The sequence below is a fragment of the Nocardia sp. BSTN01 genome (assembly GCF_015354405.1).
Classification (GTDB): Bacteria; Actinomycetota; Actinomycetes; order Mycobacteriales; family Mycobacteriaceae; genus Nocardia.
Window position 1 is genome coordinate 1 of record NZ_JADKYP010000016.1, and the last position, 11,773, is coordinate 11,773.

At 68.5% G+C, this 11,773-nt stretch carries 10 protein-coding genes; 5 read left to right on the forward strand and 5 right to left on the reverse strand.

What is annotated here, in order from left to right:
• Window positions 1-269: 269 nt before the first annotated feature.
• Complete coding sequence (locus IRT45_RS15480) at window positions 270-2,357, reverse strand: AMP-binding protein (RefSeq protein WP_194806663.1); 2,088 nt, start codon at window positions 2,355-2,357, stop codon at window positions 270-272.
• Window positions 2,358-2,619: 262 nt separating this feature from the next.
• On the opposite strand from IRT45_RS15480, the gene IRT45_RS15485 reads away from it, so the two are divergent.
• The gene (locus IRT45_RS15485; RefSeq protein ID WP_194806563.1) at window positions 2,620-3,633 is read left to right on the forward strand and encodes an alpha/beta hydrolase family protein; all 1,014 of its coding nucleotides are present in this window, start codon (window positions 2,620-2,622) and stop codon (window positions 3,631-3,633) included.
• 9 nt (window positions 3,634-3,642) lie between these two features.
• Here the strand turns inward: IRT45_RS15485 and IRT45_RS15490 are convergent, their stop codons facing one another.
• The 3 genes from IRT45_RS15490 to IRT45_RS15500 all read right to left on the reverse strand — a co-directional run bounded on the left by IRT45_RS15490 (window position 3,643) and on the right by IRT45_RS15500 (window position 6,272).
• Window positions 3,643-4,455 carry an SAM-dependent methyltransferase gene (locus IRT45_RS15490; protein ID WP_194806564.1) on the reverse strand — a complete coding sequence of 271 codons (813 nt, stop codon included), beginning with the start codon at window positions 4,453-4,455 and terminating at the stop codon, window positions 3,643-3,645.
• Window positions 4,456-4,460: 5 nt separating this feature from the next.
• Window positions 4,461-5,759: a diguanylate cyclase domain-containing protein gene (locus IRT45_RS15495; RefSeq protein ID WP_194806565.1), complete on the reverse strand. Its 1,299-nt coding sequence runs from the start codon at window positions 5,757-5,759 to the stop codon at window positions 4,461-4,463.
• A 177-nt stretch (window positions 5,760-5,936) separates the two neighbouring features.
• Window positions 5,937-6,272, reverse strand: coding sequence for an Lsr2 family protein (locus IRT45_RS15500; RefSeq protein ID WP_036503185.1), 336 nt, complete (start codon window positions 6,270-6,272; stop codon window positions 5,937-5,939).
• Window positions 6,273-6,621: 349 nt separating this feature from the next.
• Between IRT45_RS15500 and IRT45_RS15505 the strand changes: the two genes are divergently transcribed.
• Together IRT45_RS15505 and IRT45_RS15510 are read left to right on the forward strand one after the other, a co-directional pair.
• Entirely contained in the window at window positions 6,622-7,635 is a 1,014-nt protein-coding gene (locus IRT45_RS15505; RefSeq protein ID WP_194806566.1) for a cation diffusion facilitator family transporter, read from the forward strand.
• Between the two features lie 68 nt (window positions 7,636-7,703).
• Complete coding sequence (locus tag IRT45_RS15510; RefSeq protein WP_194806649.1) at window positions 7,704-8,684, forward strand: cytochrome c oxidase assembly protein; 981 nt, start codon at window positions 7,704-7,706, stop codon at window positions 8,682-8,684.
• 55 nt (window positions 8,685-8,739) lie between these two features.
• Here IRT45_RS15510 and lexA read toward each other — a convergent pair whose 3' ends face one another.
• Complete coding sequence (gene lexA / locus IRT45_RS15515; RefSeq protein WP_309240979.1) at window positions 8,740-9,510, reverse strand: transcriptional repressor LexA; 771 nt, start codon at window positions 9,508-9,510, stop codon at window positions 8,740-8,742.
• A 300-nt stretch (window positions 9,511-9,810) separates the two neighbouring features.
• On the opposite strand from lexA, the gene IRT45_RS15520 reads away from it, so the two are divergent.
• Both IRT45_RS15520 and IRT45_RS15525 read left to right on the forward strand, forming a co-directional pair.
• A complete protein-coding gene (locus tag IRT45_RS15520; protein WP_194806568.1) occupies window positions 9,811-10,302 on the forward strand; it encodes a LysM peptidoglycan-binding domain-containing protein in 492 nt (163 codons plus the stop codon).
• 135 nt (window positions 10,303-10,437) lie between these two features.
• On the forward strand, window positions 10,438-11,691 hold the full coding sequence (locus IRT45_RS15525) for a hypothetical protein (protein WP_194806569.1): 1,254 nt from the start codon (window positions 10,438-10,440) through the stop codon (window positions 11,689-11,691).
• Window positions 11,692-11,773: the final 82 nt, after the last annotated feature.

Here is an 11,773-nt window from a genome sequence, read left to right on the forward strand (position 1 = left end):
GCAATTGACCGGACATGGTCAGACCGGGACGCGTCGAGGTGGCGGTGGCGTCGCCGGAAACGTCCGGCGCCGCGAGGGGCCCGCGGGACGCGGTAGATCCCGGCGAGGCGGCAGAACCCGGCGTGGCAACAGACATTGGCGAAAACTTCCTTCCCCCGCCCGTTTACTGCGCTGCCTTTATAACGTAACCGTAACGAGACCCCGATGGATGTCTTTCGCCCATCCTCGTGACAAATGAGGAGGCCGCCCGGGCGTGGCCTGGTGAGCGGTCACAACTCGGCCGCCGGATGAAACGGGCCGGTCAGTTCGGCATTCCCGCCGATCAGCAGGCGCTTGAGCACCTTGCCGGTCTCGCCGCGCGGCAGTGCCGACAGGAAGGTGACATCGCGCGGCACCGAGAACCGGCTCAGCCGATTGCGGACGTAGGTGCGGATCATGTCCGGGTCCAGGCCCGAACCCTCCCGCTTGACGATGAACGCGGCCAGCCGCTGCCCGAATTCGTGGTCCGGCACCCCGACCACGGCCACGTCGGCGATCTGCGGCAGATGCGACAGTGCCTCCTCCACCGGCCGCGGGAAGACGTTCTCACCGCCCGAGATGATCATCTCGTCGTCGCGGCCGGCGATGAACAGCCGGCCGTCGGCGTCCAGATATCCCAGGTCGCCGGTATCGAGCATGCCGTCGGTCTCGTCCGGCGGCGCCGAATTGACATATCCGTCGAAGAGCATGTGGTTGCCCACGTAGATGCGCCCGGTCGCGCCGATCGGCACGGGCTTCCGATTCGGGCCCAGCACAGCGATTTTCGTGCCGAGCGGCGGCCGCCCGGCGGTGGTCGGCGCGGTCCGCAGATCCTCGGGGGTGGCGATGGTCGCCCACGACACCTCCGTGGAGCCGTAGATGTTGTAGAGCACATCGCCGTAGTTGTCGGCGAACCGCAGCACCGTGGCACCGGCCAGCGGGGCGCCGCAACTGGCCGCGATACGGAGGCTGGAGGTGTCGTAACGGGCCCGCACAGGGGTCGGCAGGTCCAGGATCCGCTGCACCATGGTCGGCACCAGAATCATTGTGCCGACCCGGTTCTCGGCGATCCGGCGCAGGGTGTCGCGGGCATCGAACTGCTCCGGCAGGACGACCGTGGCGCGCAGCGCGGTACTCAATTGCAACGCGGCCAGACCCCAGGTGTGGAACAGCGGCGCCGGAATCAGCATGGTGTCGTTCATCCGTAACGGGATACGCGACAGCAGGGCCGCCACGGTGGCGAACCCCTTGGCGTGCGGGCGGCGCGCGCCCTTGGGGGTGCCGCTGGTTCCGGAGGTCAGCACGATCAATCGACCCGGCCGCGCCGGTTTGTCGAAACCGTTGTCGCCGTGGGTGATCAGATCCTCGATGGTGGTGCGGCCGGGGGCGCCGTCGTCGGTGGCGATGCGGACGATGTCGGAGTGCAGATAGTGGATCAGTTGCTCCAGTTCGGCGTCGACGAAGACGTGCGCCAGCCGGTGCCGCTGCACGATCTCCTCGATGCGCCGGGCCGACAGACCCGCGTTCAGCAGGATCGTGTCCACCCCGAGCTTGCCCGCCGCGACCATGGTTTCGACCATGCCGGCGTGATTGCGAGCGAGCAGGCCGATCGCATCGCCGGTGCGCAGGCCCAGTCCGGCCATTCCGCCGGCCAGTGCGGTACTGCGCCGGTCGATGTCGGCGAAGGTGCGGCTGCGCCGATCGTCGACGACGGCGATGCGGGTGGGGGAATGCGCGGCCGCGGCGGCGTAGCCGCCGGCGAGATTGAAACCCCACCGCGCGAGTCCGCGCAGCTGCCCGACACTGCGGTCCGGTCGCGCGGTGCGCACCACGCCCGTGCCGAGGATGTGGCGCGCGACGTCCGCGTGCCGCCGCAGCGGCGTGTTCTCGCGGTTGACCACGACCGAAGTCGGTGCGGCCGTGACCAATTCGCGCAGTCGCCGCAGCCCGGCGTCCAGCCAGGCCTGCGCGCCGGCGGTCGAGGTACGCGCGGCGATCGGATGTATCCGGCCGGCGGCGAAACAGGTGATCACCGCCCGGGTGCCGCCCTCGATATCGCGCAGCCGCACGGAGGCGAAGCTCCCGGTCGCCGCGCAGTACAACTCGAAAGCTTCCCCGCGCGGGCCCACCCGCACCGTCAGCGACAGGGTCCGGATCTCGGTGTCGGCGGTTCCGACGCGCAGTTGCCACAGCGGCGCATCGGCGACGGTCTCGAGCCGTTCACCGGCGCCGATCCCGGTGAAGATGCGCGGATACAGCTGCGGGTCGACGAGCAGCTCCCAGACGGCGCTGCGCTCGACCGGCAGCTCGACGGCGGTGTCGAAAACCTCGGTAGCCAACTTCTTACACTTCTCGCGGGCCGGTTCCTCGAGCGCACCGGCGGGAATTCCTTTGTAACCGGGATCGACTCGGCGCAGAAGATGCCTTGTGACAATTCCCGGCGCGTCCGGGACCGCGGTTGTGAGTTCGCCGCCGAGCGTCCGGGCGTGATGTGCGTCGCAGCCCGCAACGGAACATCGCCCGCCGCCTCGATCGTTGAGCCAGCGGCTGTCCCGCGTCACAACGGTGCCGGACCCCGCCGGAAAAGGATGTGTGAGCTCGATGAGCAGGCGATTCGGGTCGTGGTACCGGCGCCCGGTGGTGCTGTGCCTGGCGCTGGCAGTCGTGGCGGCGCTGTCGACCGGCGTCGCCGCGGCGACGACCGGCGCCTCGGCGTTCGCGGACGGATCCCGGATCGACCGGATCATCGAGAACGATGCCCGCCACGCCACGCTCATCGTGTACTCGGAGGCCATGGACCGCACGGTGAGCATGCGAGTGCTGCGGCCCGCCGAGACCTCGTCGCCGGCTCCGGTGCTGTACCTGCTCGACGGCGCGGAGGACGGCATCGGGCCCGGCGGCACCGAAACCTCGTGGGAAACCCGCACCGACGTCGACGCTTTCACCGCGGACAAGGACGTCACCGTGGTCACCATCCTCGACGGCCGCTACACCTACTACACCGATTGGCTCGCCGACGATCCGGTGCTGGGTCGCAACGAGTGGACGACATTCCTGACGCGTGAGCTGCCGCCGCTCGTCGACGCCGCGCTGCACACCTCGGGCCGCAACGCCATAGCGGGGGTGTCGATGTCGGCGACGTCGGCGCTCGCGCTGGCGCAGGCGGCTCCCGGCCTGTACGCCGCGGTGGGATCGTTCAGCGGATGCGCCCAGACGGGTACCGACCCGGGCCGTCGCTTCGTGCAGGCGGTGGTGGCCTCCGGCGGCGGCAATCCGTGGAACATGTGGGGCCCGGACGGTTCGCCGGGCTGGACCGACGCCGACCCCAGCACGCCCGCGAATGTGGAAAAACTGCGTGGGACAGAGCTTTTCGTGACCGCGGGCGTGCCGCGGCCCGGCGGTGCGACCGGCGGTCCGGCCGTCGCCGATCCCGCCGGTGGCGGGGCCCTGGAATCGGTGGTCGCGCAATGCACCCGGCGCCTGCAGGAGGTGACCGAGAGCAGGGGAATCCCGGCCACGTACCGCTACACGCCGGGCGGGTTGCACGACTGGCCATATTGGCAGCGGTCCCTGCACGAGGCGTGGCCCGGTTTCGCGCGGGCGCTCGCCGGTTAGCGGCTCGGATCAGGGCTTGCGGGCGACACCCGCGTAGCCGTCGAGGGGCCGGACCTCCGGCAGCGGCTCGTCCGGATCCGGCCGCCACCGGGCCAGATATTCCAGGCCGGGTTCGACCAGGACCAGATCGCCGAGCAGTTCCATGATCTCGGCGCGGGTGCGCAGGCGGTCACCGCGACCGGTGACGCGTTCGGTCACCGCGAGCATGCGGTCCATCTGCTCGGGCGGTCCCTCACTGGTCAGATGCGACAGCGCCAGATAACTACCGGAAGCGATGGTGGCGCGCAGTCGCTCGAATACCGTCGCGGCCAAGGCGTCGTCGGCCACGAAATGCAACATCGATACCAGCAGGACGGCGACCGGCCGATCGAAATCGAGCAGCTCGCGGACCTGCGGATGCTCGAGTACTCCGTCGATATCGGTGAAATCCCCGTGCACCGCGGTCGCATTCGGATTGTCCGCGAGCAGCTTGCGGCTCATGGTCACCGCGACCGGATCGATATCGACATAGACCACCCGCGCATCCGGGACCACGCGCTGCGCGATCTCGTGCACGTTGCCCGCCGTCGGAATTCCGGAGCCCAGATCGAGGAATTGGTCGATACCCGCCTGGGCGAGAAAACCGACCGCACGCTGCAAGAATGCACGGTTGGCACGGGCCGTGCGCGGAACGTCGGGAATGACCTCGATCATTTGCGCCGCGACCGACCGATCCACCTCGAAATTGGCGAATCCTCCCAGCAGATAGTCGTACACTCGCGCCGGGCTGGGAATCCGGGGGTCGATGTCGTCGGCTGCCCAGTCGGGTAACAGAGGTTGCACGCCGCTCATCCTAGGCCGCGCACCCGGGCGGCGACATCAGCCGCATGAAGGACCCAGCGGTTGCGCCCGCTGGCCTTCGCGCGGTACAGCCCGGCGTCGGCGGCATCGAGCAGCCGCTCGGCGTCGGTGCCGGTGACAGGGGTGACGATCGCGCCGATGCACGCCGAGATCATCAGGTCGTGATTGTCGACGGGGATGGGTTCGGCCAGCGCGTCGAGCAGGCGCTGGGCCACCGCGGCGATGTGCTCGGTATCGCAGGCCGGGCGTACCAGACCGACGAATTCGTCGCCGCCCACCCGGGCCAGCAGGATCGCCGGAACCGCCGCCGAGAGCCGCTCCGCGACGGCCACGAGCAGCCGATCACCGACTCCGTGGCCGTAGGTGTCGTTGACCGATTTGAATCCGTCGAGGTCGATGAAACACAAGCCGATGCAGTCTTCGGGCCCGGCGTCGGCGATGATGGCCGAGAGCACTTCGACCAGTTGCCGCCGATTGGGCAGGCCGGTCAGCGGATCCAGCCGGGCCTGCCGATGCAATTCGGCCTGCAATTCCCGCCGCTGCGTGGTGTCCTCGCCGACCACCAGCAGATACGCCGCCCGTCCACCGGTTGCCGGCACGAGGGTGATCGCCCACGTGGCCCAGCCGTCGACGCCCTCGGGACGGGGATACCGCAATTCCATCCGGACCGTGCCCGAGCCGGCGTGCAAAAGCTCGCCCAGTACGCGGCGCCGCAATTCCATGCGGTCGTCCGGATGTATCAGATCGGTGACCGCGCGTTGGAGCAGATACTCGCGGCTGACGCCGAGCATCGTGGCCATCGCGGGATTCACGTCGACCACCCGGCCCTCCGCGTCACCGATGCCGATGGCGATGGCGGCATTGTCGAATACCACCCGGAATCGCGCCTCGGCGGCATTGCGGGCGTCGGCCATCGCCGAGTGCAACATTTCCTGATGCCGGGCCCGGGTGGCGAGTAACTCCTCGGTATATCCGCGGGCCATCTCGCCCAGAACCGCGAGCACCCGATCGCCCGGCGGGAACACAGTAGTGGCCAGTGGTGTCAGCGCACCGGCGGAGCGGGGCATGACCTGCGGATCGGTGAGGTTGGCGCGGACCAGGGCGGCGCCGATGGTGGCCGCGGCCGCGGCGTCGAACGGTTCGGCCCCGACAATCGCGACGAGCTGCTCGAGCAGACCCGCCAGCAGTTCCTCCAGCTCGCGTGTGGACATGGGAACGAAACCGGTGTCGGCGATCGCGATGCGCCATCGTCGAGCCAGTTCACCGATCCCGGTTTCCCCTGTCATGCACACCAACCCCGCCTCGGAACTACTCCCAGCGACTTGTGAGTACGGCGCGGCGCCGAACCAGAGAACCAGATTACCGCGCCGAGCGGGCCCGCAAGATCACGGCTGTGACGTGAGGCTGCGGGCCCGCTGGGTGCGTAGCGTACGTGCGATCTCGGTCGAAAGATCGGATGCCGGCTACTTGCTCGCTTTGTGATAGGCGGCGACAACCTCGGAGGAAATGCGGCCGCGCGCGGAGACGTTATAGCCGTGTTTCTTGGCCCATTCCCGGATCGCGACCGTCTGCTCGCGGTCGGCCGCGGACTTGGTGCGGGTGCCGCCGCCGGACTTCAGGCGGCCGACCTTGCGGGACTTTTCCGTCCAGGGTTCGAGTGCCCCGCGCAGCTTCCCGGCATTCAATGTCGACAGGTCGATTTCATACGCCACACCGTCGATCGAGAACTGCACGGTCTCATCCGCTTTGGACTTCCCGTCGTAATCATCGATGAGTGTGACGGTGACTTTCTTGGCCATGATCGAGCCCTTTCGCACTGACACGGAGCAACTGGGATTGTGTATACCGTACCGTATTGTGAGCGGCCGTAGTGAATCCCGTGCTATTCGGGCGGTTTCGATCGTGAATGTTCCCGGAATGAGAAAAGAATCGGCCGGACGCATTTAGTGCGAGGACCGCAAAAGTTATCGGAATGCTCGCGGTCTTCGGACACTGCCCGGGAGTTCGGATCGCCGGGTTCGGATAAAGGGATCGGCACGCGGGTACCCGGCTGCCGATCCCCGCAGGCGGGCGCGAGCAGGGGATATTGCATACATAGTGATGTATGCATATGATGGCGAGCGGCAGCGACGGAGAGGAGTACGGGGCATGGGTGCCGGACATACACACGGCTCGGGCCACGGGCACGCGCACAGTCATGCGCACGCCACTCCCGACAGCGACCGCCGCTGGCTCGCCGGGGCGCTCGCGGTCATCGTGGCTTTCCTCCTCGGCGAGGTGGTCGTGGGTGTGGTGGCCGGCTCGCTGGCCCTGCTGTCGGATGCCGCGCACATGCTCACCGACGCCGCCTCGATCGCGTTGGCGCTGTGGGCGATTCGCCTCGCGGCGCGACCGCCGGCCGGGCGGATGACCTTCGGCTGGAAGCGGGTGGAAATCCTGTCCGCGCAAGCCAACGGCCTGACGCTGGTGGTCCTGTCGGCCTGGCTGCTCTACGAGGCGATCCGCCGCCTGATCCAGCCACCCTCGGTCACCGGTGGACTGGTGCTCGCGACCGCGCTGGTGGGTGTGGCGGTGAATCTCGCTGCCACCTGGATGATTTCGCGCGCCAACCGCAGCAGCCTGAATGTCGAGGGCGCGTTCCAGCACATCCTCACCGATCTCTACGCCTTCCTCGCGACCGCGGTGGCCGGTGTGGTCATCATGTTCACGGGCTTCGAACGCGCCGACGCGATCGCGACACTGGTGGTGGTCGCGCTGATGGTGAAGGCGGGTGTCGGCCTGGTCCGTGCCTCGAGCCGGATCTTCCTGGAGGCCGCCCCCGCCGATATCGATCCGGCGGCGGTGGGCGTCGGCATGGCCGCGCGTGACGGTGTCGTCGAGGTGCACGATCTGCACATCTGGGAGATCACCTCGGGATCCCCGGCTCTCTCGGCGCACGTGCTCGTCGAGCCCGGCCGCGACTGCCATGCGGTGCGTCAGGATCTGGCGCGGTGGCTGGCCGCCGACCATCACATCGAGCACGCCACACTGCAGGTCGATCACGCACAGCCCGAACTGATCGAACTCGGCGCCGTGCCGAGCGGCCACTGCGCCCAGTCGCACGGCCCCGCGCACCGCTCAGGGGATGTCGCGCACACTCACGAATCCGGTAATCAGAACTAACCGGACACCCCGCCGGACCGGCGCAAACGCTCCCGAATACCGGGTGGATACTGGCTGCCGTGGGATGGATCGACACGCCGCTGACCGTGCAGTCCGTCATCGAGGAATGGCGCTGGGACACCTCGACGATCGTGGTGACCGCCGCGCTGGGGCTCGGCTACGGCCTGGCTCGCCGGCGGGCCGACCGGCGCGGGAGTGCGGAGTCGGCGGGACGCAGTTGGGCGTTCGGCGCGGTGGGCCTCGGAGTGTGGTTGCTGACCGGTATCAGCGTGATCGGCGTGTATTCCGGCACCCTGTTCTGGATGCGGGCGCTGCAGATACTGCTGCTGCTCTATGTGGTGCCGTTCGGCCTGGCGACCGGGCGGCCGCTGACGGTGCTGCGCGATGCGCTCGGACCGGCGGGACGCGAGCGGTTGGACCGCGTACTCGCCTCGGCGCCGGCGCGGGTGGTGACCTATCCGCTGGTCCCGTCGATCGCCATCCTGGCCACCCCCTGGCTGCTGATTCTGACCCCGTGGTTCGAAGCGGTGCTGCGGCACGGGGCGATCGACGCCCTCACCCGACTGCTGCTGGTGGCCGTCGGATTCCTGTACTTCTATTCGCGGCTGCAGACCGATCCCGTTCCGCACCGCTATTCGCAGGCAGTCTCGTTGCTGATCACGGTGTTCGAATCACTGGCAGACGGAGTGCTGGGGCTGGTGCTGTGGTTCGGGCCGCTGGTGGCGGTGGACTACTACACCGAGGTGGGCCGGACGTGGGGCCCGGATCTGCGGATGGACCAGATCATCGGCGCGGGCATCATCTGGGTGCTCGGCGATGTGCTCGGCCTGCCCTATCTGCTGACTCTGATGCGGTCGTGGGCGGCCGACGAACGTCGCAACGCCGCGCGGATGGACGCCGAACTCGATGCGGCCGAAGAACTTTCGGCGCCACCGGCGAGCGAGGTGGCGCGGACCTCGGCCGCGACGGCGGCGCATGCGGAGGCGCCGGTCCAGAGCGGGCTGTGGTGGGAGAACGATCCCGTGCTGCGCGACCGTTTCCGGCGCTGACGGATTCGCCCGTCCGGACGGCAGCCGACGATGCCGCCCGGACGCGCCACCGCGCTCAGATCTTGCGAATCACCGTGACGACCTTGCCCAGGATCTGGGCGTCGTTACCGTCGATCGGATCGAACAGCGGGTTGTGCGGCATCAGCCACACCTGATCGCCGGTGCGTTTGAACGTCTTGACCGTCGCCTCGCCCTCGATCATCGCGGCGACGATATCGCCGTTGTCGGCGACGTTCTGCTGGCGGACCACCACCCAGTCGCCGTCGCAGATCGCCGCGTCGACCATCGATTCGCCGACGACCTTCAGCAGGAACAGCGAACCCTCGCCGACCAGTTCGCGCGGCAGCGGGAACACGTCCTCGACCGCCTGTTCGGCGAGGATCGGCCCACCGGCGGCGATACGGCCCAGTACCGGCACATAGGCGGGGGCGGGGGTCGCGTCGGAGGTTTCGGTCGCCACCGCGCGCAGCACCGGCGCGGCACCGGCCGCCCGCACGGCGGTCTCGTCCAGGCCGCGGACGTCGACCGCGCGGGGTCGATTGGGGTCGCGGCGCAGATAGCCCTTGCGCTCGAGCGCGCGCAGCTGATGCGCGACCGAAGAGGTGGAGGTGAGTCCGACCGCGTCGCCGATCTCACGGATGCTCGGGGGATAGCCGCGTTCGTTCACCGAGGTCCGGATGACCTCGAGTACCTTGCGCTGGCGGACGGTGAGATCCGCTCCGTTGCCGGGGGTTTCGGTGTCACCGGCCGGCACCTGGGCGCCGTCGGGGGAGACCGTGCCGTCGCCGGCCGCCTCCTCGTGTCCGACCACCGTACGTTCGCTCACGCTCGCCGTCCTCCGTTCGTCTGTCTGCCGGGGCGTGTCTGTCGGGTTCTGCCGACGTGGGTTCTGCCGGCGCGGGGTTCTGCCGGCGCCGCCGGATCGCGTGCTTCGAATGTAGTCCGCCCGCGGCCAGGTTTCAAACATCTGTTCGACGCATGTCGGCGTGGCTGGTGACTTTGTCGCCCCCGCGTGGTAAGAATTCGAACATCAGTTCTTCGAACAGATGAGCGAATACGCCACAACTCTCATACCCCTGTGATCCATCCGCCCAGCACTCGTCACAGCATTCATGGAGGTCGTCAGATGCGTACCGCGATCGATGAATTCAGCACGATCGGCGTCCGGGCCGGTTCGTCCGGCGACGCTCCCGTCCACACCGTGCGGCCGGTCCGGCGCCACCGCCGGGCCGACCTCCGGCGTCCCCGTGGTCCGCAGCGCCCGCATGTCGTGGCGGGCTACGACCGGGTGCCGGTCGCCACTCCGGCCCGCGGGCCGCATCCGCTCCAGAGGGTGGAACAGGCCCGCATCGGGCTGGCCACCCTCGCGGCGACCGCACTGCTCACCGCGGCGGCGGTCTGTGGCCTCCTGGGCGTGGCGCAGCTGCGAGACGCGGGCGGTCCGGCGTCCACGCAGACGGTCCAGGTGCAGCCCGGCGAATCGCTGTCCGACCTCGCGCAGCGGGTGGCGCCGAAGGGTGCGGTGCGCGACACGGTGGCCCGCATCGTGGAGTTGAACGGACTGCGCGGCACCGAAGTGGCCGCCGGGCGCACGCTCGTGGTTCCGGCATCGCGATAAGCCGTGGTCGAGGGGTCCCGGGGCGCGCCGTCGCATGGCCGGATTTATTGATCCACAACTGAAACATGTTGCTACTCTGCTCGGAATGTGATCGGGGCTACATTCTCCGCCAACGGATTTCGAGGACGAGGCATCATGGTGCACACCCTCCATCGGGCGCTGCCGCGACTGTTCGCACGCACGGCCGCACTGCTCATCTGTTTCGTGATCGCCTGTGCCGCGGCACCCGCGGTGCGCGCGGAGGCGGGATACACCGCATATCTGGACATTCCGGTGGTGAATGGCGCAGGGGAGAGCGCCGGCGGCCTGAATCCGGAGCTGCCACTGGACAATTCGACGCTGGCCGCGGCGCTCGAGCAGGCCCGCGCCGACGGGATCGCACCACGGCGGTACGCGGCCCTGCTACACCAGTATTGGCTGACGGTGGCCACCGCCGATGCCGACATCGACCTGGCCGCGTGGGATCCGATCCGTGGAGTGGCCGCGAATTCGCGCACCTTCACCCAGGTCTACGTGAACTACCTCCGGCTGACGACCGCCCATCCGGAGTTCTACTGGACAGGGCTGGCCGGACTGGCAGGCGGATCGTTCGCCTCGGGATTCTTCGATATGAGCGATGTGGCAACGATTCTCAGCGTGCCGGGTATCCACCAGCTCGGCGGCGCGGTCGCGGATCTGCTGCGGGCCACACCGCCGCAGCTCGTCGCGGTGCTGCCCGCCGACATCCGGCTCCTGGCCACCGAGGGGCCGAGACTCACCGCCGAGGATCTGGCGTGGTTCCAGACCCGGCTGATGATCATGCAGAAGCACATCTTCCTCGACCAGGTGCCGATGCACGAGGCCTATATCGCCGCAGGGTTGCCCGCGATCGAGGAGATGTACGCCGCCGGTGTGCTCGACGACAACGCGGTGCAGGCCTGGCGCTCACTCGCCACGGGCACGGTCGCCGGGTACGACGACGCGCTGATGCGGATGACCGATCGCGAACAGAATCAGATCATCGCCGATCAATGGGATGTCACCTCGCGGGGACAGGGTGCGATGGGCCGGGTGATGACCTACGTCAGCACCCTGGCGGCCAAACCCGCGGTGCCCGGCGTTCGCGCACCGGGTGTGTTCGCGCCGACCGCCGTATCGGCCGAGGTCGACGGGCGCGCGATGACGCTGCGCACCCCGTTGCCCGCCTTCAACTGGGCCGACCGCGACCCGCGCTGGACCTACATCACCGGCGATCTGGTGCCGTGTTACGAACGGATGCAGGCCGCTCCGGGGCTCGCCCGCCAGGTGCTGTCGGTGCCGTTCGCCGGTGATCTCGCTGCCGGACGATTGCTCAATCGCCTACCGGATCTGCTCACCGACCTGACGAGCCAGTGGCAACTGACGGCGTGAGCGGCCCCGGTCGCGGGTCCGCATGGGCCGGGGCGAACGCCGTACGGGTATCCTGAAAGACGCTCAGGACATACGTGGTGAG

Coding starts and splice junctions, on each gene's coding strand:
- IRT45_RS15485 (WP_194806563.1), top strand. CDS start 2,620: ATGAGCAGGCGATTCGGGTCGTGGTACCGGCGCCCGGTGGTGCTGTGC.
- IRT45_RS15495 (WP_194806565.1), bottom strand. CDS start 5,759: ATGACAGGGGAAACCGGGATCGGTGAACTGGCTCGACGATGGCGCATC.
- IRT45_RS15500 (WP_036503185.1), bottom strand. CDS start 6,272: ATGGCCAAGAAAGTCACCGTCACACTCATCGATGATTACGACGGGAAG.
- IRT45_RS15505 (WP_194806566.1), top strand. CDS start 6,622: ATGGGTGCCGGACATACACACGGCTCGGGCCACGGGCACGCGCACAGT.
- IRT45_RS15520 (WP_194806568.1), top strand. CDS start 9,811: ATGCGTACCGCGATCGATGAATTCAGCACGATCGGCGTCCGGGCCGGT.
- IRT45_RS15525 (WP_194806569.1), top strand. CDS start 10,438: ATGGTGCACACCCTCCATCGGGCGCTGCCGCGACTGTTCGCACGCACG.